Below are 21,138 nucleotides of genomic sequence, written 5' to 3' on the forward strand. Positions count from 1 at the left end.
AGCTTTAAACGTATGGCGATCAAGGCAGTAGTGTTCGATTTCGGCGGCGTGTTGATCGACTGGAATCCGGAGTATGTGTACAGCCGGCTGATTCCCGATGCCACCGAGCGGCGCTGGTTCATGGACAACGTCGTGCATATGAACTGGGTGTTGCAGCAGGATGCGGGGCAAACCATCGCCGACGGCAATGCCGAACTGATCGCCAAATTCCCCGAACACGAAGCCCTGATCCGCGCGTTTTACGAGCGCTGGCAGGAGATGGTGGGAGGCGTGCTGGAAGATGGCGTCGCGCTGGTCGACAAGCTCGAAGCCGCGAAAGTGCCGCTGTTCGGGCTCACCAACTGGTCCGCTGAAACTTTCCCTTGGGCGTGGGAGCGGTTTCCGGTGCTGCAGCGTTTTCGCGAGGTGGTCGTGTCGGGGCGTGTGTCGGTCGCAAAACCCGATCCGGCGATTTTCGCGTTGATGTGGGCCGAGATTGAGAAGCATCTTCCGGACATTCAGCCGCAGGAAGTTGTTTTTATCGATGACAACGTGAAGAACATTCACGCTGCTACCGCGCTCGGCTGGAATGCCGTGCATCACACGAACGCCGAGCAAACCGAAGCGCGCTTGAGGGCGCTAGGTCTGCCCGTGTAATCACTTTCCGAATAGATGCTTCAGCGCGTCGCCGATGTTCTTGACCACACCGCCGGCGTTCTTGGCCACGCCTTCTGTGTTCACGCCGACAAACTTGGCGAAGCCCTCCGCGAGCTTGGTCGACAAGCTTCCGTTAAGCGAGAACTTCGGGTCGCGCAAGTCACCGTCCAGCGTGAAGTCCAGCTTGATCTGATCGTGGTTTTTCAACGCCGCGATCGCGAGCTTGGTTGGAATGCTGAGAAACGTGTCGAGCGGATTGCCGTTATCCGATAATTGCAGCCGATTCAGCACGACCGAACCCGGCGCGTGGATGCGGTAGTCGTGCACCGTGGCATCGAGCGTGAGGTCGAGCGTGCCGCCCGTGACGGTGGTCCTCGCGCCCGCTTTCCTCAGCAGATACGGATCGAGCGTAGCAATGTCGACGTTGCGCAAGGTCGTGTGCGTCTGCGAATCCTTGCTCGCAATTTTTATCCAGCCGTTGAACGCGACCGTGCCCGTGTGCGACGGCCCTTTGATCGACCCGGTCATGTCGAGCGTGGTCGGGTCCGTAAGTTCGGGAAGATGCAGGTTGTCGACGTTGGCCCGCGCGTCGGAAATCAGGATTTTGTACGGCGGCGTTTGCACGGATTGATCGAAGAACTCGATCGAGCCACGCTCGAACGTCACGTGATCGATCAGCCGGTCTTCTTGCGCATGCGCCGCCGCTTCGCTTGAACCGGCCTGGGCTTCGCGCGTCGACTGCCGGAGATTGGGCAGCAACTCGACGCGGCCATCGGCGAAACGCGCGGCAGACAGATAAAAGCCATCCACCGTCACATGGCGCAGATGCACGCGGTTGCTCAGGAGAGAGCGCATGTCGATGTTCAGCGTAACGCGCTCGGCGCGCAGCGTGTCGTCCGTGGGCCAACCCTGCGGGCCCCGCAGACGCACGCGGCTCAACGTGATGCGCGCATAACCCACGTCGATATCTTCCACGGAGCCAAGCGGCCCGAGCGTTTCAAGCACGCGCGCCTTCATTTCCTGCGCGACGAAAAACCCGCCGCCGACCACTGCCAACAGCAACACCACGATGACCACGCCCGCCCACAGCGCGACGCGTCGCGCCTTTGTACCCGCCATCCCGATGTCCCCCATCCAAGCCGCGCGCGGGCGGCGATTTGGTGCGTTGTTGTTGGCCTTGGCCGCTGCCGGCTTTATCGGACGATTGGCTTATAGCGCAGGCGCTTCGGCTTCGCCGCTTCTTCGCCCAGACGATTACGCTTGTCGGCTTCGTACTCTTGATAGTTGCCGTCGAAGAAAGTTACTTGCGAATCGCCTTCAAACGCGATGATGTGCGTCGCGATCCGGTCGAGGAACCAGCGATCGTGCGAGATCACCATCACCGATCCCGCAAATTCCAGCAACGCGTCTTCCAGCGCGCGCAAAGTTTCAACGTCCAGGTCGTTCGACGGCTCGTCTAGCAGCAGCACATTGCCGCCTTCAATCAACGTTTTCGCCAGATGCAGGCGGCCGCGTTCACCGCCTGACAACGCGCCGACCGTCTTCTGCTGATCGCCGCCCTTGAAGTTGAATCGGCCGATATACGCCCGCGACGGCGTTTCGTACTTGCCCACAGTCAGCACGTCCGCACCGCCCGAAATCTCTTCGAACACGGTCTTGTTGGCGTTGAGCGCATCGCGGCTCTGATCCACATACGCCAGCTTGACCGTCGGTCCCGTGACGATTTCGCCCGAATCCGGTTGCTCCTTGCCCGTTAGCATGCGGAACAACGTCGATTTCCCCGCGCCATTCGGCCCGATAATTCCGACAATCGCGCCGGCCGGGATCTTCATGTTGAGGTTATCGATCAGCAAACGGTCGCCATAGGCCTTGCTCACGTTCTTGAACTCGATCACTTCGTTGCCCAACCGGTCGCCGACAGGGATGAAGATTTCCTGCGTTTCATTGCGCTTCTGGTATTCCTGGCTGTTGAGTTCCTCGAAGCGAGCGATACGCGCCTTCGACTTCGCCTGGCGTCCCTTCGGGTTCTGGCGCACCCATTCCAGTTCTTTCTTCAGCGCTTTCTGACGCGCCGATTCCGTCGATTCTTCCTGCTTCAACCGATCTTGCTTCTGGTCGAGCCAGCTGCTGTAGTTGCCCTTCCACGGAATGCCGTGGCCGCGGTCGAGTTCGAGAATCCATTCGGCGGCGTTATCGAGGAAATATCGATCATGGGTGACTGCCACGACCGTGCCTGGGTAGCGCGTCAGGAATTGTTCGAGCCAATCCACCGATTCCGCGTCCAGGTGGTTGGTCGGTTCGTCGAGCAGGAGCATGTCGGGCTTTTGCAGCAGCAGTTTGCAAAGCGCCACACGACGCTTTTCGCCGCCCGACAAGTGTTCGATCTTCGCGTCCCACGGGGGCAGGCGCAGCGCGTCGGCGGCGACCTCGAGTTGTTGCTCGGGCGTGCCGCCGTCGCTGGTCGCGAGAATGGCTTCGTATTTGGCTTGCTCGGCGGCGAGGGCGTCGAAGTCAGCGTCCGGTTCCGCGTACGCCGCGTAGATGGCGTCGAGTTTTTTCTGTGCGCTGAAGACTTCGCCGAGACCGTCTTCAACGGCTTCGCGCACCGTTTGCTGCGGATCGAGTTGCGGTTCCTGCGGCAAGTAGCCGATGTTCAGGTTCGGCATCGGCGTGGCTTCGCCTTCGATTTCCTTGTCGACGCCCGCCATGATGCGGATGAGGGTCGATTTGCCGGAACCATTCAAGCCGAGCAGGCCGATCTTGGCACCGGGGAAGAACGACAGCGAGATGTCTTTCAGGATTTGGCGTTTGGGCGGCACGATCTTGCCGACGCGGTTCATGGTGAAGACGTATTGGGCCATTTGCGGATTCAGTTGTCTTGAGGTTTGCGGATGTCGGTTTTTTACGGCGTGCTTTAGCCGGGAGAATGCCGGTTTTTAAGCCTCCGCCGGGAAACCCTGGATTCAGTACGCGACGATGCGTTTCCCGCAGCACGCGGGAAGTGACGTCATTGTACTTCGATGGATATGGCTGCTTGGCGGGCGTTTATCTGCTTCGATCCGGGGCGTTCACAGCGCCAGGTTGCGACACCGCCATGGCGCGAACACGTGCCGCTGCGATGTCGGCTGCTCGTCTTTGCAGGCATCGGATAAAAGTGGCAAGACGCTTTTGCCGTCGACAAACATGAATGTTGTCAGCGCGCTGAACTGGCTCAGCGTCTTCTTGAAGTCTGCGGACGTTGGGAAGGTTTCATCCATGATGGGCCCCCCGCCTTCGCCAGGTAAGCGACCGCAATCAGCGCGGCACCGGTAATGTCGAGCGCCTCCATGTACGTCGGCGCCATTGATGCACGACGGATAGCGTCGCGGGTGATTTGATCGATCAGACTGCCTGGTATCGCGCCGGCGGCCTGCACAGCTGCTGCGGATCTCATGATTTGCTCCTTTCGAAGGGTTGGCCATGTGATTCTTTTCGGTGAGTCGTGTAATTATAATGGACCACCGTGGTTTAATTTTCAACACCGCCGTGGTCCATTAAGATGCGTAAATGACACGCGAAGACCCACAGATGAAGTTGCGCCTGCCGCCCGAGCTGAAAGATGCTCTGGCGCTGGCCGCCCAAGAAAACAACCGATCCGTCAATGCGGAGGTCGTCAAACGTCTCGAAGAGAGCATTGGACCGGCCGCGCTAGGTGGTCGGGCGACACAGATTGACGATAGGACACTCGACCTGTTTGCGGAAAAGGTCGGCAAAGTGTTGGACGATCGGGAAAAAAAACGTGCGAAGCGCTAACAACGAGGCATCGCATGCAGCTTGACCGAACCTATCAGCGAGAACTCCTGCAAAAGCTCGCAGTGCCTCTAGGTTGTTCGTGATCTGATCAACCGAGCTGCGCGGCTCAGAAAGGGGGTTGAATTGAGACGGAGGATTTCCAAATGAAAAAGATCAGCGCTTTCACTTGCTTGGCGGCTTTTGCGGTATGCCGCGTCGCATCGGCAACAACGGTTGAGGACAACATTCGAGCAAGCGCCGTCCCCGCACCGTATGAAGCCAGTACCGTCTGTCCGGCGTCTGCAAGAACTCACAATGACCAAAGGCAGAATAGTGGCGTGCCCGTGGGCGAAGCCGCTATTGCGCTTTACGAAGCAGCTAAAATCGGTGTTGGCAGCCTGCCGCCCGAACTAAAGCGTTGCCCATCCTGATCCTCTTAGCAGTGCCCGACCCGCCCGTTATACGGCGCGATTTTTTTTGATAGGTTGCGGTCGTAAAAAAGCCCGCGCGCGGCGGGCTGGTTATCGCTGAGGTCAGGTATGGTCTCTTCAAGCTTCTTCTGGTTCGAAACGAGGGATGCTGGCCAAACGGTCCGCAAGTTCGGCCTTCGCAGTAACCGTGTCGAAATCCAACTGTAACCCGGTCCAGAACTCGTCGCTGGTTCCAAAGTACCGTGACAGGCGCAGGCCCGTGTCGACAGTAATCGCACGGCGTCCATTAACGATATCTCCGATGCGCTGCTGTGGCACGCCGATATCTTTAGCAAGACGGTACATGCTGATACCCATTGGCTCCAGGAACTCCTCGGTCAAGATTTCACCTGGCGTCGGGTAGGCGACTTCGCGGTTCATAGTGCCACTCCTTTGGCTAATGGTAGTCAACGATTTCCACATCAAACGCGTTTCCAGCGTCAAATCTAAAGCATATCCGGAACTGGTCGTTGATACGGATGCTATGTGATCCAGCCCTATCCCGATCCAATGCTTTCAGGCGATTGTTAGGCGGAATCCTCAAATCATCCAGTACGGCAGCGCGGTTTAACATCGCCAGCTTTCGCATGGCAACGTTTTCGATATTGACGAAACGCGCCACTCGTTGACCACCAAAAAGGGCCTGAGTGTCGGCGCACCGGAACGTTTGGATCATGTCAAGTATGCTAATGCGCGTCGTTACTGACGTCAAACATTATTAACGGCCTGTGTACGCGAAACCTTATAGCTACTTGCCGATGCGAACGCATTTCGCTCTGCGCGAGTCATTGTTTTCCACGAGGTCGGTGTTCTTTTGCTCTTCACGCAGCCGCCTTTCGAAAGTTAGCAACTATCACGTTGTCGCCCGTCTCAAGCGCGTCGAGCAAATCCGCCCAAGCTTGCATCATCACCCCGTCGATTATCGAAATAGGTCGCCTGGTTGTAATTTCGGCGAACCTTGTTGGTGTCCTTGTGCGCCAACTGCCGCTCGATCCAGTCCGGCGAGTAACCGAGGTCGTTCAAGCGCGTGCTGCCGGTTGTGCGCGTTGCGTGCGGGCTGTATCTGCCGGCCCATCCAATCGTCTTCAGGGCCTGCCGCAGTGTCGGCAACGTCATCGGACGCTTTCGGTCATCCTATCCGGGAAGACATGGTCCCACTTGCCGGAAACGCTGCGTAGAACGGTCAGCATCTCGACTGCCTGCCGAGGAAGCGGCACCGAATGTTCCTCGCGCATTTTCATTCGGCCAAGGCCAATATTCCAAACCGCGTTTGTCTAGATCGAATTCTGTCCATGCCGCCTCCACAGACTCGCTGGGCCGGCAAAGCGTCAGCCACATAAGCTGAAATGACGCGACAGTCGTGACATTCCCCGTATAGCCGCCCATATCCCGCAACAATTGGGCGATCTCGTCCAGCTTCAATGGCCGCTTATGCTAGGTTTTGTTTTTCGGCAGGGCGTCGCGGACTGGGTACACGGGGTCGATGTCGGCGCGGAGTGTTGAAATCGCCAGCCCGAAAACGCCTGAAATTATCCGTTTCGCCTCGGCCGCGACCGTGGGCGCTTTAGGCGCGACTTTTTTTTAGCAGCGCGAGGACATGCGCCGATGTGATATCCCGCATGGGTAAATGCCCGATATGCGGGAATACGACGCGCTCAAGCGTATCGAGTCGCCGATCTTTTGTGATTTGCTCCCAGTCCTTGAGGCTGATCCACTTCTTCGCCACTGCCTCGAAAGTGATGGTGCTCTCGTGCTGCTGCCTGATCCTTTCGAGTTGCCGCTCTTGGACCGGGCTCTTGCCCTGCTTAACGTGTTCCCTGGCCCATCGGCGCTTGTCGCGCGCGTCTGTTAGCGGGACGGTCGGATAGTCGCCGATCGCGTAGACACTTTCCTTGCCCAACAACTCGAAGCGATAGCGCTAAGACTTGGTTCCGCTTGGGCTTTACTTCGAGGTAGAGGCCATTTCCTTCCGTCAACTTATAGGGGCGTTCTTTGGCTTTCGCGTTACGACACTGGGTATCGTTAAGCGGCATACAAGGGCGCAACTCACATTCATACCCGGTGTCTTGGGCAAGGTTAACTTTCCGTACCCTGTAGCATACCCGGCTATTTTCGGGCTGTGCCGATCATCGGCGGAATGTTACGGAAAACGAAAGGCCCGCTATCTGCGGGCCTCAGGAGAAATTTCGGAACGTTGAGGAAAATCTCGGTACGTCGTGGAAAAATAAAAAGCGTTCAGACGTTGAACAAGAAATTCATCACGTCGCCGTCGTGCACGACATATTCCTTGCCTTCCGCCCGCATCTTCCCGGCTTCCTTCGCGCCTTGTTCGCCCTTGAACGCGACGAAGTCATCGAACGCGATGGTCTGCGCGCGAATAAACCCGCGCTCGAAGTCCGTGTGAATAGCGCCGGCGGCCTGAGGCGCGGTGTCGCCGATATGAATCGTCCACGCTCGCACTTCCTTCACGCCCGCCGTGAAATAGGTCTGCAATCCGAGCAGCTTGTAACCCGCGCGAATCACGCGATCAAGACCCGGCTCGTCCATGCCGATATCGGCGAGAAACTCTTGCTTGTCGGCGTCGTCGAGATCCGCGATTTCCGCTTCGATCGCCGCGCACACCGCCACCACCGGCGCGCCCTCGGCCTCCGCGTGCTTGCGCACCGCGTCCAGATGCGGATTGTTCTCGAACCCGTCGTCCTTCACGTTCGCCACGTACATGGTCGGCTTGGCCGTGATCAGGCAGAGCGGCTTGATCAGCAGGAGTTCGTCTTCGCTCAGGTCCAGCGCGCGCACAGGTTTCGCCTGATCGAGTTGCGCCTGGATCTTTTCCAGCAGGGGGACGAGCTTCGCCGCTTCCTTGTCGTTGCCCGAGCGCGCCGACTTCGCGTAACGGTGATGCGCCTTCTCCACTGTCGCCAGATCCGCCAGCGCCAGTTCCGTATTGATGACTTCGATGTCCGCGAGCGGGTCGATCTTGTTCGCGACGTGAATCACGTTTTCGTCTTCGAAGCAGCGCACGACGTGCGTGATGGCGTCAGTTTCGCGAATGTTCGCGAGGAACTTGTTGCCCAGGCCTTCGCCCTTGCTCGCGCCGGCCACGAGGCCAGCGATATCGACGAATTCGACAATGGCCGGGACCACGCGCTCGGGATTGACGATTCCCGAGAGTGCGGCCAGCCGCGGATCCGGTACTTCGACCACGCCGACATTCGGCTCGATCGTGCAGAACGGATAGTTTTCGGCGGCGATACCGGCCTTGGTCAGTGCATTGAACAGTGTGGACTTGCCGACGTTAGGCAAGCCGACGATGCCGCATTGGAGGCTCATGGAATCCTTCGAACTGGTGAAACGGCGTGCGCCGCGTGGTTCAACGCTGGATGCGCGTGTCGCGGGTTTCAAAAAACCGCAGGTCCTGCGCGCATAGCGGGCGGCCACGTCGTGCGGGCCGGAAAAACCGCTATTGTAGCGCCACGGCTGGGTCGGCTGGGCAGGCGGGAAGGTCGCTGCCGGGCAGGTCCGGGCTGTCTCACCCGCTGAAACACCGCATTGCGCATCGAATCTCGAAATACCCCGGCAGCTATAATGGATCCATGACTGTCCACTCAAGAAATTTTCATGCGGTTGTGGTCGGCGGCGGCCTTGTCGGCAAGACGGCGGCGCTTGCGCTGACGCAATCCGGCCTACGCACGGCGCTGCTGGCAACGCCGGCTGCAGCCGCGCCCGCCGCCGACAGCTTCGATTCCCGCATCTACGCGCTTTCATCGAGTTCGCAGGCGCTGCTGGAGCGGCTGCGCGTCTGGCAGGCGCTGGATCGCGACAAACTCGGGCCAGTGCTGGACATGCGTGTTTTCGGCGATGCTTTCGCCGAGCTGCATTTCTCCGCATTCCAGGCAGCTGTGCCGCAATTGGCGTGGATCGTGGAATCGTCGTTGATCGAACGGTCTTTAGATGCCGCGTTGCGTTTCCAGCCGAACCTCACGTGGTTCGATTCGCGCGCCCAAGGCCTGACCATCCACGATGACGCCGCTCATCTGACCCTTGCAAACGGCGACACGCTCGAAGCGGATCTGGTGGTGGGCGCGGACGGCGCGCATTCCTGGGTGCGGGCGCAGACGGGCGCGAAGATGCAGCGCCGGGATTATCGGCAGACCGGTGTGGTGGCGAACTTCAAGTGCGAAAAGCCACACGGCGAGACGGCGTACCAGTGGTTTCGCGATGGCGAGATCATCGCGTTATTGCCGTTGCCCGGCGATCACGTTTCGCTCGTGTGGTCCGCTAAAACCGAACACGCCGATACCCTCCTGCAGCTCGATCCCGCCCAACTCGCGGCGGAGGTTGAAAAGGCCACGCAAAACATGCTCGGCGCGCTCGAATGTGTGACGCCGGCGCAGGGCTTTCCGCTCGCGCTGCAAACCGTGGACCGCTTGATCGGCCCACGTGTGGCGCTGGTTGGCGACGCCGCCCATCTGATTCATCCATTGGCGGGCCAGGGCATGAACCTGGGTTTGCGCGATGTCGGCGCGCTGGCCGAAACCCTCGCCAACAAGGAAGCATTTCGTTCGGCCGGCGACCCCGTTTTATTGCGCCGATACGAACGCACCCGTCGCGAGGACATCCAGAAACTCACGCTCGCCTGCGACGGCCTGCAGAGACTCTTCGCCATGCCAGGCACGCTCGCTCGCGGGCTGCGCAACACTGGCATGGCGCTCGTGGGTGCACAACCGCTTGTCAAACGCTGGCTTGTGTCCGCAGCGCTTGGTTAAGCCCGGCCAAGAGACTTGCCCAAGAACGTCCCACTTACTTCAAGATTGACGGAAACTCGAATGAAAATCACTCTTCGCCGCGCTCTGGTCGCTGCTGCCACGCTGGCCGCGGTGTTTGGTATCGGCATCGCGGCTCAAGCCGATCAGACCACCGACAAGATCAAATCCACGCTGCAATCGCGCATTGGCGACGCTGACATCAAAAGCGTCGCGAAGTCGCCGGTTCCTGGCCTCTACGAAGTCAACCTCGGCGCGCAGATCGTCTACACGGACGCCACCGGCAACTATCTTCTGATGGGCGATCTGGTGGACACGCGCACGCGCACGAACATCACGGAAGCGCGTCTGGCGGAAACGAACAAGATCGACTTCGCTAAGCTGCCGTTCGAGAACGCGGTCAAAGTGGTGAAGGGCACGGGCGCGCGCAAGATCGCGGTGTTCTCCGATCCGAATTGCCCGTATTGCAAGCAGTTGGAAACCACGCTCAAGTCCGTCGATAACGTCACCGTCTACACCTTCCTGTACCCGGTTTTGTCGCCGGATTCGACGCTCAAGTCGAAGTCGATCTGGTGTTCGAAGGACCGCTCGGGCGCGTGGGAAGGCTGGATGCTCGACCACACGGCACCGACCGCCGCCGCTAGCTGCGACACGGCCGCCATCGACAAGAACCTGAAGCTCGGCCAGTCGATGAACGTCACCGGCACGCCGACGGTTTTCCTGGCCGACGGACGCCGTTTGCCCGGCGCGGTGCCAGCCGATCGGCTGGAGAAGGAATTGTCCGCGGTTCGCTAAACGACTGTTCGACCAACGACGAAGGAGGCGCGCGATGCGCCTCTTTCGCTTTCATGGCGTTGTGGCTCGACTCATTGCGCCATGAGCGTTTTAAAAGCCACTGCATGCCGGGCCAGACAATCACGCCCAGCAACAAGAATAAAAGGACCTCGACGCATGAACGCCATCCGTTACACCATCGTTCCGAAAAACCCCGCCGCGCATCTGTTCGAAGTGACTTTGAGCGTCGCGCAACCCGATCCGTCGGGTCAGCGTTTCGTGTTGCCTGTGTGGATTCCGGGCAGTTACATGATTCGCGAATTCGCCCGGAATATCGTGACGCTGCAGGCGTTCAACGCGGCCGGCCGCAAGCTGGCCATCGATAAAACCGACAAGCACGCGTGGGCGACCGCGCCGCACGATGGCCCGATCACGCTGCGCTACGAGGTCTACGGCTGGGACTTGTCGGTGCGGGCGGCGCATCTGGACGACACCATCGGTTTCTTCAACGGCACGAGCGTGTTCCTCGCGGTGGAAGGGCAGGCGGATGCGCCCTGCATCGTCGATATTCAAAAGCCTGCGGGCCCGCAATACGCGAACTGGCGCGTGGCGACGGCCTTGCCCGAGGCGCGCGGCACGAAGCGTTACGGCTTCGGCGCGTATGAAGCGCCGAACTACGACGCGCTGATCGATCATCCGGTGACGCTGGGCGAGTTCGCCCTCGGTTCCTTCGATGCCTACGGCGCGAAGCACGACATCGTGATCTCAGGCCGCGTGACCGGACTCGATATGCACCGCCTGGAAACCGACCTCAAGCGTGTTTGCGAATCGCAAATTGCGTTGTTCGAGCCGCGTACTAAGAAGTCGCCGGTGGATCGTTATGTGTTCATGACAGTCGCCGTCGCCGATGGTTACGGTGGCCTGGAACATCGTGCGTCGACGGCGCTGATCTGCAATCGCGCCGATCTGCCCTTTACCGGACGCCCGGATGTGACGGAGGGTTATCGGACGTATCTGGGTCTTTGCAGCCACGAATATTTCCATACGTGGAACGTGAAGCGGATCAAACCCGCTGCGTTCGCGCCGTACGATTTATCGCAGGAAAATTACACGTCGTTGCTGTGGCTGTTCGAAGGTTTCACGTCGTACTACGACGACCTGATGCTGGTGCGCAGCGGCCTCATCAGCGCGAGCGAGTATTTTTCGCTCTTGGGCAAGACACTCGGCGGTGTGTTGCGCGGGTCGGGCCGGTTCAAGCAGACCGTGGCTGAAAGTTCGTTCGATGCGTGGGTCAAATATTATCGGCAGGACGAAAACGCGGCGAACGCGATCGTCAGCTATTACCAGAAGGGTTCGCTCGTCGCGCTCGCTTTCGACCTGTCGATCCGCGCGCAAACCGAAGGCAAGAAGTCACTCGACGACGTCATGCGACTCTTGTGGCAACGTTACGGCCGCGATTTTTATCACGGCAAGGCGCGGGGTATCGAAGAAAGCGAAGTGGAAGCCTTGTTTGCCGAAGCTACTGGCGCAGACCTGAAAAAGCTGTTCCGCGAGGGCGTTCACGGCACGCGCGATCTGCCGCTCGATACTCTGTTCGAGCCCTTCGGCATCACGTTCGCGCCCGACGTGGCGACCAACGGCACGGCGGCGAAACCGTCGTTCGGCGCGCGGATTCGCAACGGCGCGGACTGCGTGCTCGCAGCCGTCCACGAGAACAGTGCGGCGCAGAAGGCGGGTTTGTCGGCGGGTGACGTGCTGGTTGCTATCGACGGCTTGCGCGTCACGGGATCGAATCTCGATACGCTTCTTGCGCGCTATTTGCCCGGCGCGAAGGTGGAGGTGCACGCATTCCGGCGCGACGAACTGCGCGTCGCACAGGTCAAACTCGATCCGCCAGAAGTATCGCGTTATGTGCTGTCCACTGCCGATGGGCGTGGTCCGTCGAAGCAATGGCGCGAACGCTGGCTGAAAGGGTGAACGCCAAAAGCAGCACCAAAGGCGGATTGTTCTATTGCTGCAACAATCCGTCACGAGTGCACAGCTTGTTCCTGGCGTCGTAAAAAAGAAGAATGCGTCCTGTCAGAGCGCGATCCGTGCTCGAACTCAACAGACACAGGAATCATCATGACGACCATTCTTCAAATCAATTCCGCTGCACGCTCGCAAGGCGCCCAATCCACGTTGCTGGCTGACGAAGTGTCGGCGAAGCTGCAGCAAGCGCATCCGGGTGCGAAGCTTGTCGTGCGCAATCTTCTCTCCGACAACCTCCCCCACCTCGACGATGCCACGCTCGGCGCATTCTTCACGCCCGCCGACGCGCGCACGCCTGAGCAGAACGCCATCCACGCGAAGAGCGAAGCGCTGATCGCCGAACTGCAAGCAGCTGACGTGGTCGTGATCGCAGCGCCGATGTACAACTTCGGCATTTCGTCGCAATTGAAGGCTTACTTCGACTGGATCGCGCGCGCAGGCATCACGTTCAAGTACGGCGCGAACGGCCCGGAAGGTCTGGTAACGGGCAAGAAGGTGATTGTTGTATCGGCACGCGGCGGCAAGTACAGCGGCACGCCGAACGATTCGCAAACGCCGTATCTGAAGTCGTTCCTCGGTTTCCTGGGCATGACCGACGTCAGCTTCATCTTTGCCGAAGGCCTGGCAATGGGCCCGGACGCTGCCGGCGCTGCTTTGGCTACGGCCCGCGACTCGATCGCCGCGCTGTAAGCTTGCGAAGTAGCTCTGGACCGTTGTAAAAAACCCGCCGTGTCGTGAGACATCGGCGGGTTTTTTTATGCGAGAGCGCCAGGTAATCGCCAGTCAATGGCCGGTCGTCCGTGTTGCTCCAGATACGTATTCGCTGCCACAAAATGTCCGCAACCCAGAAAACCGCGATGTGCTGACAGCGGCGAAGGGTGGGGCGCCTCCAGCACGCAATGCGCTTTCCCGGACGCCACCGCCGACACGATCAACCCCCGTTTCGCCTGTGCATGCGCCCCCCAAAGCATGAACACGAGATGTTCATGCCGAAGGGCAAGCTCGTGAATCAGCGTGTCGGTGCAATGCTCCCAGCCGCGCTTGGCGTGACTGCCGGCTTTATCGCGTTCCACCGTCAACGATGTGTTCAGCAACAGCACGCCTTGTTGCGCCCAGGCATCGAGGCAACCGTGAGCAGGCGCTGCAAAGCCCAAGCTGGCGTTGATTTCCTTGAAGATATTTTTCAACGATGGCGGCGGCCGAACCGGCGCCGGCACCGAAAACGCCAGGCCGTGAGCTTGTGGCGCGCCACGATCTTCGCCGTGATACGGATCTTGTCCGAGGATCACGACCTTCACGTCGCCGGGACGCGTCAGGCGCAAGGCGCGGAAGACATCGGCGGGATATACGGTCTTACCGGCCGCGCGCTCGGCATCGACGAACGCACACAACGCGGCGCAATGCGGACTTTCGATGAACGTCTTCAGATGTTTGCGCCAGTCCGCCGGCAATGCGTCGAACTGACTTTCCAACGACGCAAACGGCCGGGCTTTCGATGCCTCAGCTTCAAAGAGTGACGCCTGACTCATTTGACGCCGCCGTTGGAGCCGGGCGCTTTGGGCTCGCACAGGTCGTAGCCGCGGCGCGCCTTGCTGGCATCTTCAGGCTGGAGATACAGGAATGCGCCACGCATTTGTGCCGCGAGCGAGTTCAATGCTTCCTCGTTGCCGGATTTCAGCTCTAGCTCGAGTTCGCTGATCGGCGTGGTCAGGCGCTCGCCGTCTACCTCAGCCACGACCTCACCAAGGTCCAGCGCCGCTTCGATCTTCGCACCGTCAATTTCAACATCCCAGATCACGCGTGAGAAATCAGTGCGGAACAGGGCGATCAATTCGGGCGCGGCATTGCTGAGCGCGTTGGCAGCTTGTTCGTCGTCGCAGATTTCAAGCAAGGCGGGGATTTCCAGGGCCGCGCCAGCGACGGGCTGTTCCCATTCATGCCGGTTATGCAAACCGCCCGCTGATTCTCCCGCCGTCTTGTACGTTTGCAGCCACTGATCCGGTGTACCGCGCAGACGCACTGCACTTTTGGCTTTTGCGAGCGCACGGCCGGGGGTGTCGAAGTAGACGTTGGTCAGCTCAATCTTGCGGCCTTCCTGACCCGTGCGTTTCGTCAGGTCCTTCGCTATCTCGCCGTGTTCGGACGTTGGTAGCGCCAGTTTGATCTCGCGTTCAATACCCAAAATAAACTCCCTGCACAGCATCAGAAGAACATTCGCGCCAGTTCGGTACCGGGATCGTCTGCGCGCATGAACGCTTCGCCGACCAGGAAGGTTTGCACGTCCATGGCGCGTAGCCGGTCGACATCGACACGGCTCAGAATGCCCGATTCGGTCACCACTATACGGTCTTCGGGAACCACGTCCAGCATGCCGATGGTCGTTTCAATCGACGTTTCGAACGTGCGAAGGTTGCGATTATTGACCCCGATTAACGGCGTCTTCAAGGTGAGCGATTGTTCCAGTTCGTCGCGATCGTGAACCTCCACGAGCACCGCCAACCCGAGCGAGTGCGCGTACGCTTCCAGATCCTGCATTTGCGAAGTCTGCAGCGCGGCGGCGATCAGCAGGATGCAATCGGCGCCCATCGCGCGGGCTTCCAGGACCTGATACGGATCGACCATGAAGTCCTTGCGCAGAACCGGCAGGCTGCACGCGGCGCGCGCTTCTTCAAGATAAGCAACGCTGCCCTTGAAGAACTGCACGTCGGTCAGCACCGACAAACACGCGGCGCCGCCTTTTTCATACGATTGCGCGATCTCGGCGGGGACGAAGTTTTCGCGAATCACGCCCTTCGACGGGCTCGCTTTCTTCACTTCCGCGATGATCGCCGGTTTCCCCTCAGCATGCTTCGCGCGCAAGGCGCCGACGAAGTCGCGCGAGTCGCGCGCGCTCGCCTGCAAACGCAGTTCTTCCAGCGAGACGCTTTCCTGCGCCATGCGAACTTCGCTGCGTTTGACTTCAATGATGCGATCGAGAATGTCACTCATTTCCAGGTCTCTCTATTTGGCGAATTGCTGCGTGAAGCGCACGAGTTCATCGACTTTTTCACGCGCTTGCCCGCTCGCGATCACCTCTTTCGCGAGGGCCATGCCGGCTTCAATCGATTCCGCCACGTTGGCCGCGTATAGCGCCGTGCCCGCATTCAACGTCACGATTTCGCGCGCGACGCACGGCTTGTTGTTCAGCGCGCCGAGCAGCATGGTCTTCGATTCCTGCGCGTCGGCCACCTTCAACGTCCGGTTCGACACCATCTGCAGGCCGAAGTCTTCCGGGTGAATTTCATACTCGCGCACTTCGCCGTTGCGCAATTCGCCCACCACCGTTGCCGCACCCAGCGATACCTCGTCCATGCCGTCCTTGCCGTACACGACCAGCACGTGCTTGGCGCCCAGGCGTTGCATCACGCGTACCTGAATGCCGACGAGATCTTCATGGAACACGCCCATCAACTGATTCGGTGCGCCGGCCGGATTGGTCAGCGGACCGAGAATGTTGAAAATCGTCCGCACGCCGAGTTCTCGACGCACCGGCGCGATGTTTTTCATCGCCGGATGATGGTTCGGCGCAAACATGAAACCCATGCCCGTTTCGGCAATGGATTGCGCCACTTGTTCCGGCTGCAGATCGATATTCACGCCCAGCGCCTCAAGCACATCCGCGCTGCCCGATTTACTCGATACCCCGCGATTACCGTGCTTCGCGACTTTCGCGCCCGCGGCCGCCGTGACAAACATGGTGGCCGTCGAGATGTTGAAAGTGTGCGAACCGTCGCCGCCCGTTCCCACGATATCGACGAGATTGTCGCTGTCCGGCACGCTCACGTGATTCGCAAACTCGCGCATCACGGTGGCCGCCGCCGCGATCTCCCCGATGGTTTCCTTCTTCACGCGCAACCCCGTGATGATCGCGGCGGACATCACCGGCGACATCTCGCCGCGCATGATCATGCGCATCAGGTGCAGCATTTCGTCGTGGAAAATCTCGCGATGCTCGATCGTCCGTTGCAACGCTTCCTGGGCCGTAATAGTCATGATCGGATCTCGGTTCACGCGCGAATGCCTTGCGCCGGGCTCTTGACAAAGTTTTCGAGCAGCGCGTGGCCGTGCTCGGACAAGATCGATTCCGGGTGGAATTGCACGCCCTCGACCGCGAGTTCCTTGTGGCGCACGCCCATGATTTCACCGTCAGGTGTCCACGCCGATATTTCCAGGCAATCCGGCAGCGATTCACGCTCGATTGCGAGCGAGTGATAACGCGTCACGCTGAAGTGTTTCGGCAGATCGGCAAACACGCCGCGGCAATCGGTTTCAATGGTGCTCACCTTGCCGTGCATGATGGTTTGCGCGCGCACCACGCGTCCGCCGAACGCCTCGCCAATCGCCTGATGGCCGAGGCAAACGCCCAGAATGGGGATTTTTCCGGAGAATTCGCGCAGCACGTCGAGTGTGATGCCCGCGTGTTGCGGATTGCTCGGCCCGGGCGAAAGGCAGATCCGCTCGGGATTCAGCTTCGCGATTTCATCGAGGGTAATTTCGTCGTTGCGGTACGTGTGTACGTCCTCACCCAGTTCGCCGAAATACTGAACCAGGTTATAGGTGAACGAATCGTAGTTATCGATCATCAGCAGCATGATTTGTCTCCGGATCAGAAGTCGCTATCGAGGCCGTCTTGCACCTGCTCGGCGGCGCGCAGCACTGCTCGCGCCTTGTTCTCCGTCTCCTGCCATTCCGACTCGGGCACTGAATCCGCGACGACACCCGCTGCCGCCTGCACGTACAAATTGCCCTTGTGAATGAGACCGGTGCGGATCGCGATGGCGAGATCCATCTCGCCGGTGAACGACAGATAACCGCAAGCGCCGCCGTACAGTCCGCGTTTCACCGGCTCCAGCTCGTCGATGATTTCCATCGCACGCACTTTCGGCGCGCCCGACAACGTGCCGGCCGGGAAAGTGGCGCGCAGCACGTCGAAATTCGTCGTGCCGGGTTTCAGCTTGCCTTCAACCGAACTCACAATATGCTGGACGTGAGAGTACTTTTCGATCGCCAGCTTGTCCGTCACCACGACCGATCCCGTTTGCGCAATCCGGCCGACGTCGTTACGCGCCAGGTCGATCAGCATCACGTGTTCGGCTACTTCCTTCGGGTCATTCAGCAATTCGGTCGCGAGTTCGGCATCGCGTTCGGGCGTGTTGCCGCGCGGCCGCGTTCCAGCGAGCGGGCGAATTGTGACGATGCGTTCGTCGCCGCGCTTTTCCTGACGCACCAGAATTTCCGGCGATGCCCCCACCACATGGAATTCGCCGCCGAAGTTGTAGTAATACATATACGGCGATGGATTCAGCGAGCGCAACGCCCGATACAGCGAGAGCGGGTTATCGCGGAATGGCTTCACGAGCCGCTGGCCCACCTGAACCTGCATCAATTCGCCCGCCGCGATGTATTCCTTCGCCTTGCGCACCGCGTTCAGGTAATCGTCCTTCGCAAACTCTCGATACGTCTCCGTGCGCACGCTCGCCGACGTCACCGGCGGTTGCACAGTCGTGCGCAAACGCGCGCGCAATTCGCGCAGACGCTGTTTAGCTTTGGTAAAAGCTTCGGGCGCGGTTGGATCGGCGTAGACGATCAGATAAAGCTTGCCGGCGAGGTTATCGATAACCGCCATTTCCTCGGTCAGCAACAACTGGATATCGGGCAGGCCGAGATCGTCGCGCGGAGCCGAATGGGCCAGCTTCTTTTCGATATAACGCACGGCGTCATAACCGAAATACCCGGCCAGGCCGCCGCAAAAACGGGGCAGTCCCGGGCGCTGCGCAATCTTGAAGCGCTTCTGAAATTCTTCGATAAATGTCAGCGGATCAGCTTCGCTCGTTTCGATGACATTGCCGTCCTTTACGACTTCGGACACGCCGTTTTGCACGCGAATCATGGTGCGGGCCGGCAAGCCGATAAACGAGTAACGCCCGAAGCGTTCGCCGCCCACCACTGATTCCAGCAGGAACGAGTTGGCGCCGTTGCGCTCGGTTTGAGCCAGCTTGAGATAAAGCGAAAGCGGCGTTTCGAGGTCGGCAAGCGCCTCGGCGATTAGCGGAATGCGGTTGAAACCTTCATTCGCCAGCGATTGGAATTCGAGTTCGGTCATGTTCTGATCCTTTACGTGTCGCTTGTTGGATTTGGCGACATCGAGCACACACTGGGCGTTGCGGACAATTTACCGCACGGCGCGAATTTCGCTTTCATCGCTTTCATTTGTGCATTGCCGGAAGCTTCACGCGCTGTCCCGATCGTTCCGACTGTAGCCGCGTTCGCACACGTACGGCCACAAAACGAACTTTGGGCATAGCGAATGATGCGGCTCAGGCCAGGCATCAACGTAAAAACTCGGCGGGATCGGCGCGCGGAATGCGCAGCGAAACAAAAAACGGTTGCCGAAGATGAGCTTCAGCGACCCTCGGGCGAGGTTAGCGCGACCAGCGACGCCAGGGCCAGGCTCCCCGGTCGATGCTGCTCAGACTCCGTTTTTTGTTCAGAAACATGAGGATTGAACTAGTCAGTCGATGTTGTCGCGCCGGGTGCAGCGGGCGCGGCCATGGTTGCTGCTATTGCCTGTGCGGCGGCTAGCAGGGAAGAAACTATACCATCGGATTTCACCAGATGCACAGGTTTGCCGTGGTTATAACCGTAAGGCACCGTCAGCGTCGCCATGCCCGCGGCACGCCCCGCCAGCGCGTCATTCTCCGAGTCGCCAATGGCTACAGCTTCGCGCGGCAGCACGTCCAGCCGCTCGCAGGCAATCAGCATAGGCGTCGGATCCGGCTTTTTTTGCGGGACGGAATCGCCGCCGAGCACGACCTTGAAGTATTCGGCCAGACCGAATTTCGTCAGCAATTCGACCGCGAACCGATGCGGCTTGTTTGTCACGCAGGCCAACGGCAATCCCAGATCCCGCAGCGCTTTCAGGCCTTCCGTGACTTCGGGAAACAGGCTGGAATGCTGGCCGTTGATGCGTGCGTATTCCGTCTGATAGATCGCGATCGCGTCGTCGAACTTCGTGCTTGCTTCCAGTGCTGAAAACCGCACGGCCAGCACGCAGCGGATAAGGTTCTCCGACCCCTTGCCGATATAGCCAATGACTTCGTCGCGATCCGTGGCCTTCGTGCCAAGCCGCGCCAGCATGCCGTTGAGAGCCGCGACGAAATCGTCGGCGGTGTCGACCATCGTGCCGTCGAGATCAATGATCGCCGCGCGCAGCGTTTTGTTCGTGAACGCGGGCAGCTCTGCCGTCAGTTCGCTCATCGCGCTTCCCCCGTGTTCACTTTGGCCAGTTCAGCGCGCATTTGCGCAATCACGTCGTGATAATTGTGATGACCGAAAATGGCGGAGCCGGCCACAAAGGTGTCCGCGCCGGCTTCCGCAATTTCCCGGATGTTGTCAATTTTGACGCCGCCGTCCACTTCGAGATGAATCTCGCGCCCGGTCCGCTCGCGGTATTCGTCGATACGCCGACGCGCCTCGCGCAGCTTGTTAAGCGCTTCCGGAATGAACGACTGTCCGCCAAAGCCCGGATTTACCGACATGATCAGCACCAGGTCAACCTTGTCCATCACGTGGTCAAGATGATTGAGCGACGTGGCCGGGTTGAAGACAAGGCCTGCCTTGCAGCCGTGGTCGCGGATCAGCGAAAGCGTGCGATCGATATGATCCGAACCTTGTGGGTGAAAGCTGATCACATTAGCACCGGCTTTCGCGAAATCCGGCACGATGCGATCGACCGGCCGCACCATCAGATGCACGTCGATAGGAACATCTGTATGCGGTCGCAGCGCCTCGCAGACCATGGGGCCGATCGTCAGGTTCGGAACGTAATGGTTGTCCATCACGTCGAAATGAATCCAGTCTGCGCCAGCGGCGACCACATTGCGGACCTCTTCGCCGAGAATGGCGAAGTCGGCGGACAAGATACTGGGGGACAGGCGAAATTGCGTCATGACGTCGGCCGGTTGCGAGCGGAAATTGCATTTTACAGCGTGATGGCGTTTTTGACCGCTGACCGAATGGCCTACGTCCCGTCCTGTGTCTTGTCCTGTGGCCTTCCGCGGGCGTTTTGCGCGGGTGGCAAAGACCTTGTGCACGGTGGCGTTCTGTTGCGGGCACCGGCTGCATCAAGCAGAATGCGTCACCTGCGTTCACGCAAACAAATTCGCGCAACCCGCGCCGGTCCTCTGTCCTCAAGGGGGTAGGGGCGAACCCGCGCAGCACATTTTTGAATTGGAAAAGCGATGAGCCAGTATGAATTCAGCGTATCCGTCCAGACGCAATATCTTCCCGAACAATCGGAACCGGACGCGCACCAGTTTGCGTTCGCCTACACCCTGACCATCCGCAACACCGGCCAGGTCGCGGCTCAACTGATCTCGCGCCACTGGATCATCACGGATAGCGACGACGTGGTTCAGGAAGTAAAGGGACTTGGCGTGGTCGGCAATCAGCCACTGCTGCCGCCGGGCGAGAAATTCGAGTACACAAGCTGGGCCGTCATTGCAACGCCCGTTGGCACCATGCGCGGTTCGTATTTTTGCGTAGCCGAAGACGGCGAGCGTTTCGAAGCGCCAGTTGCCGAGTTTTCGTTGCACATGCCGCGTACGCTGCATTGAACCGGGTTGAACCAGTATTGCTGAAGCACGTGCTGTGAT

At 59.5% G+C, this 21,138-nt stretch carries 24 protein-coding genes; 8 read left to right on the forward strand and 16 right to left on the reverse strand.

Features of this window, described 5'->3' with window-relative positions; genetic code table 11:
- Nucleotides 1-12: 12 nt before the first annotated feature.
- The gene (locus ACSQ83_RS32745) at nt 13-636 is read left to right on the forward strand and encodes an HAD family hydrolase (protein ID WP_414954151.1); all 624 of its coding nucleotides are present in this window, start codon (nt 13-15) and stop codon (nt 634-636) included.
- Here the strand turns inward: ACSQ83_RS32745 and ACSQ83_RS32750 are convergent, their stop codons facing one another.
- From ACSQ83_RS32750 to ACSQ83_RS32760, 3 genes are all read right to left on the reverse strand, one after another.
- Nucleotides 637-1,755, reverse strand: coding sequence for a DUF748 domain-containing protein (locus ACSQ83_RS32750; RefSeq protein WP_436230971.1), 1,119 nt, complete (start codon nt 1,753-1,755; stop codon nt 637-639).
- A gap of 74 nt (nt 1,756-1,829) precedes the next feature.
- Nucleotides 1,830-3,497: an energy-dependent translational throttle protein EttA gene (gene ettA, locus ACSQ83_RS32755; protein WP_436230972.1), complete on the reverse strand. Its 1,668-nt coding sequence runs from the start codon at nt 3,495-3,497 to the stop codon at nt 1,830-1,832.
- Nucleotides 3,498-3,847: 350 nt separating this feature from the next.
- Nucleotides 3,848-4,069: a hypothetical protein gene (locus tag ACSQ83_RS32760; protein ID WP_436230973.1), complete on the reverse strand. Its 222-nt coding sequence runs from the start codon at nt 4,067-4,069 to the stop codon at nt 3,848-3,850.
- Between the two features lie 113 nt (nt 4,070-4,182).
- Between ACSQ83_RS32760 and ACSQ83_RS32765 the strand changes: the two genes are divergently transcribed.
- Entirely contained in the window at nt 4,183-4,428 is a 246-nt protein-coding gene (locus ACSQ83_RS32765) for an Arc family DNA-binding protein (RefSeq protein ID WP_436230974.1), read from the forward strand.
- A 143-nt stretch (nt 4,429-4,571) separates the two neighbouring features.
- Nucleotides 4,572-4,838 (forward strand): hypothetical protein, encoded by a 267-nt coding sequence (locus ACSQ83_RS32770; protein ID WP_436230975.1) that lies wholly within the window; start codon nt 4,572-4,574, stop codon nt 4,836-4,838.
- 117 nt (nt 4,839-4,955) lie between these two features.
- Here ACSQ83_RS32770 and ACSQ83_RS32775 read toward each other — a convergent pair whose 3' ends face one another.
- From ACSQ83_RS32775 to ychF, 5 genes are all read right to left on the reverse strand, one after another.
- Complete coding sequence (locus ACSQ83_RS32775) at nt 4,956-5,258, reverse strand: HigA family addiction module antitoxin (RefSeq protein WP_436230976.1); 303 nt, start codon at nt 5,256-5,258, stop codon at nt 4,956-4,958.
- 16 nt (nt 5,259-5,274) lie between these two features.
- On the reverse strand, nt 5,275-5,553 hold the full coding sequence (locus ACSQ83_RS32780; RefSeq protein ID WP_436230977.1) for a type II toxin-antitoxin system RelE/ParE family toxin: 279 nt from the start codon (nt 5,551-5,553) through the stop codon (nt 5,275-5,277).
- A 194-nt stretch (nt 5,554-5,747) separates the two neighbouring features.
- Complete coding sequence (locus ACSQ83_RS32785) at nt 5,748-5,993, reverse strand: tyrosine-type recombinase/integrase (protein ID WP_436230978.1); 246 nt, start codon at nt 5,991-5,993, stop codon at nt 5,748-5,750.
- 448 nt (nt 5,994-6,441) lie between these two features.
- Entirely contained in the window at nt 6,442-6,777 is a 336-nt protein-coding gene (locus tag ACSQ83_RS32790; RefSeq protein WP_436230979.1) for a phage integrase central domain-containing protein, read from the reverse strand.
- A 335-nt stretch (nt 6,778-7,112) separates the two neighbouring features.
- Nucleotides 7,113-8,207 (reverse strand): redox-regulated ATPase YchF, encoded by a 1,095-nt coding sequence (ychF, locus tag ACSQ83_RS32795; RefSeq protein WP_436230980.1) that lies wholly within the window; start codon nt 8,205-8,207, stop codon nt 7,113-7,115.
- 263 nt (nt 8,208-8,470) lie between these two features.
- Between ychF and ACSQ83_RS32800 the strand changes: the two genes are divergently transcribed.
- The 4 genes from ACSQ83_RS32800 (at nt 8,471) to ACSQ83_RS32815 (ending at nt 13,135) form a co-directional block, all read left to right on the forward strand.
- Nucleotides 8,471-9,643 carry a UbiH/UbiF family hydroxylase gene (locus ACSQ83_RS32800; RefSeq protein ID WP_436230981.1) on the forward strand — a complete coding sequence of 391 codons (1,173 nt, stop codon included), beginning with the start codon at nt 8,471-8,473 and terminating at the stop codon, nt 9,641-9,643.
- Between the two features lie 60 nt (nt 9,644-9,703).
- Nucleotides 9,704-10,435, forward strand: a complete 732-nt coding sequence (locus ACSQ83_RS32805) for a DsbC family protein (RefSeq protein ID WP_436230982.1) — start codon at nt 9,704-9,706, stop codon at nt 10,433-10,435.
- Between the two features lie 156 nt (nt 10,436-10,591).
- Nucleotides 10,592-12,391, forward strand: a complete 1,800-nt coding sequence (locus ACSQ83_RS32810; protein WP_436230983.1) for a M61 family metallopeptidase — start codon at nt 10,592-10,594, stop codon at nt 12,389-12,391.
- A gap of 147 nt (nt 12,392-12,538) precedes the next feature.
- Nucleotides 12,539-13,135: an FMN-dependent NADH-azoreductase gene (locus ACSQ83_RS32815; RefSeq protein WP_436230984.1), complete on the forward strand. Its 597-nt coding sequence runs from the start codon at nt 12,539-12,541 to the stop codon at nt 13,133-13,135.
- A 65-nt stretch (nt 13,136-13,200) separates the two neighbouring features.
- Here ACSQ83_RS32815 and ACSQ83_RS32820 read toward each other — a convergent pair whose 3' ends face one another.
- The 8 genes from ACSQ83_RS32820 to rpe form a co-directional block, all read right to left on the reverse strand.
- Nucleotides 13,201-13,974 (reverse strand): uracil-DNA glycosylase, encoded by a 774-nt coding sequence (locus ACSQ83_RS32820; RefSeq protein WP_436230985.1) that lies wholly within the window; start codon nt 13,972-13,974, stop codon nt 13,201-13,203.
- The gene (locus ACSQ83_RS32825) at nt 13,971-14,627 is read right to left on the reverse strand and encodes a CYTH domain-containing protein (RefSeq protein ID WP_436230986.1); all 657 of its coding nucleotides are present in this window, start codon (nt 14,625-14,627) and stop codon (nt 13,971-13,973) included. Before ACSQ83_RS32825 ends, ACSQ83_RS32820 begins: the two co-directional genes overlap by 4 nt.
- A gap of 20 nt (nt 14,628-14,647) precedes the next feature.
- Nucleotides 14,648-15,433, reverse strand: a complete 786-nt coding sequence (gene trpC, locus ACSQ83_RS32830; RefSeq protein WP_436230987.1) for an indole-3-glycerol phosphate synthase TrpC — start codon at nt 15,431-15,433, stop codon at nt 14,648-14,650.
- Nucleotides 15,434-15,445: 12 nt separating this feature from the next.
- Nucleotides 15,446-16,477 (reverse strand): anthranilate phosphoribosyltransferase, encoded by a 1,032-nt coding sequence (trpD, locus tag ACSQ83_RS32835; protein ID WP_414969553.1) that lies wholly within the window; start codon nt 16,475-16,477, stop codon nt 15,446-15,448.
- 14 nt (nt 16,478-16,491) lie between these two features.
- The gene (locus ACSQ83_RS32840) at nt 16,492-17,076 is read right to left on the reverse strand and encodes an aminodeoxychorismate/anthranilate synthase component II (protein ID WP_414969552.1); all 585 of its coding nucleotides are present in this window, start codon (nt 17,074-17,076) and stop codon (nt 16,492-16,494) included.
- A 14-nt stretch (nt 17,077-17,090) separates the two neighbouring features.
- A complete protein-coding gene (gene trpE, locus ACSQ83_RS32845; RefSeq protein ID WP_414969551.1) occupies nt 17,091-18,587 on the reverse strand; it encodes an anthranilate synthase component I in 1,497 nt (498 codons plus the stop codon).
- A 404-nt stretch (nt 18,588-18,991) separates the two neighbouring features.
- A complete protein-coding gene (locus ACSQ83_RS32850; protein ID WP_414954131.1) occupies nt 18,992-19,741 on the reverse strand; it encodes a phosphoglycolate phosphatase in 750 nt (249 codons plus the stop codon).
- Nucleotides 19,738-20,433, reverse strand: a complete 696-nt coding sequence (rpe, locus tag ACSQ83_RS32855; RefSeq protein ID WP_414954130.1) for a ribulose-phosphate 3-epimerase — start codon at nt 20,431-20,433, stop codon at nt 19,738-19,740. Before rpe ends, ACSQ83_RS32850 begins: the two co-directional genes overlap by 4 nt.
- 291 nt (nt 20,434-20,724) lie before the next feature.
- Here rpe and apaG point away from each other — a divergent pair, with 291 nt between their 5' ends.
- On the forward strand, nt 20,725-21,099 hold the full coding sequence (apaG, locus tag ACSQ83_RS32860; RefSeq protein ID WP_299719001.1) for a Co2+/Mg2+ efflux protein ApaG: 375 nt from the start codon (nt 20,725-20,727) through the stop codon (nt 21,097-21,099).
- Nucleotides 21,100-21,138: the final 39 nt, after the last annotated feature.

Source organism: Caballeronia sp. LjRoot29, from assembly GCF_964252755.1.
Lineage (GTDB): Bacteria > Pseudomonadota > Gammaproteobacteria > Burkholderiales > Burkholderiaceae > Caballeronia.

Bases quoted from the DNA above. Each gene is read 5' to 3' on its own strand.
- ACSQ83_RS32745 (WP_414954151.1), top strand. From the start codon at position 13: ATGGCGATCAAGGCAGTAGTGTTCGATTTCGGCGGCGTGTTGATCGAC.
- ACSQ83_RS32750 (WP_436230971.1), bottom strand. From the start codon at position 1,755: ATGGCGGGTACAAAGGCGCGACGCGTCGCGCTGTGGGCGGGCGTGGTC.
- ettA (WP_436230972.1), bottom strand. From the start codon at position 3,497: ATGGCCCAATACGTCTTCACCATGAACCGCGTCGGCAAGATCGTGCCG.
- ACSQ83_RS32760 (WP_436230973.1), bottom strand. From the start codon at position 4,069: ATGAGATCCGCAGCAGCTGTGCAGGCCGCCGGCGCGATACCAGGCAGT.
- ACSQ83_RS32765 (WP_436230974.1), top strand. From the start codon at position 4,183: ATGACACGCGAAGACCCACAGATGAAGTTGCGCCTGCCGCCCGAGCTG.
- ACSQ83_RS32770 (WP_436230975.1), top strand. From the start codon at position 4,572: ATGAAAAAGATCAGCGCTTTCACTTGCTTGGCGGCTTTTGCGGTATGC.
- ACSQ83_RS32775 (WP_436230976.1), bottom strand. From the start codon at position 5,258: ATGAACCGCGAAGTCGCCTACCCGACGCCAGGTGAAATCTTGACCGAG.
- ACSQ83_RS32780 (WP_436230977.1), bottom strand. From the start codon at position 5,553: ATGATCCAAACGTTCCGGTGCGCCGACACTCAGGCCCTTTTTGGTGGT.
- ACSQ83_RS32785 (WP_436230978.1), bottom strand. From the start codon at position 5,993: ATGACGTTGCCGACACTGCGGCAGGCCCTGAAGACGATTGGATGGGCC.
- ychF (WP_436230980.1), bottom strand. From the start codon at position 8,207: ATGAGCCTCCAATGCGGCATCGTCGGCTTGCCTAACGTCGGCAAGTCC.
- ACSQ83_RS32800 (WP_436230981.1), top strand. From the start codon at position 8,471: ATGACTGTCCACTCAAGAAATTTTCATGCGGTTGTGGTCGGCGGCGGC.
- ACSQ83_RS32805 (WP_436230982.1), top strand. From the start codon at position 9,704: ATGAAAATCACTCTTCGCCGCGCTCTGGTCGCTGCTGCCACGCTGGCC.
- ACSQ83_RS32810 (WP_436230983.1), top strand. From the start codon at position 10,592: ATGAACGCCATCCGTTACACCATCGTTCCGAAAAACCCCGCCGCGCAT.
- ACSQ83_RS32815 (WP_436230984.1), top strand. From the start codon at position 12,539: ATGACGACCATTCTTCAAATCAATTCCGCTGCACGCTCGCAAGGCGCC.
- ACSQ83_RS32820 (WP_436230985.1), bottom strand. From the start codon at position 13,974: ATGAGTCAGGCGTCACTCTTTGAAGCTGAGGCATCGAAAGCCCGGCCG.
- trpC (WP_436230987.1), bottom strand. From the start codon at position 15,433: ATGAGTGACATTCTCGATCGCATCATTGAAGTCAAACGCAGCGAAGTT.
- trpD (WP_414969553.1), bottom strand. From the start codon at position 16,477: ATGACTATTACGGCCCAGGAAGCGTTGCAACGGACGATCGAGCATCGC.
- ACSQ83_RS32840 (WP_414969552.1), bottom strand. From the start codon at position 17,076: ATGCTGCTGATGATCGATAACTACGATTCGTTCACCTATAACCTGGTT.
- trpE (WP_414969551.1), bottom strand. From the start codon at position 18,587: ATGACCGAACTCGAATTCCAATCGCTGGCGAATGAAGGTTTCAACCGC.
- ACSQ83_RS32850 (WP_414954131.1), bottom strand. From the start codon at position 19,741: ATGAGCGAACTGACGGCAGAGCTGCCCGCGTTCACGAACAAAACGCTG.
- rpe (WP_414954130.1), bottom strand. From the start codon at position 20,433: ATGACGCAATTTCGCCTGTCCCCCAGTATCTTGTCCGCCGACTTCGCC.
- apaG (WP_299719001.1), top strand. From the start codon at position 20,725: ATGAGCCAGTATGAATTCAGCGTATCCGTCCAGACGCAATATCTTCCC.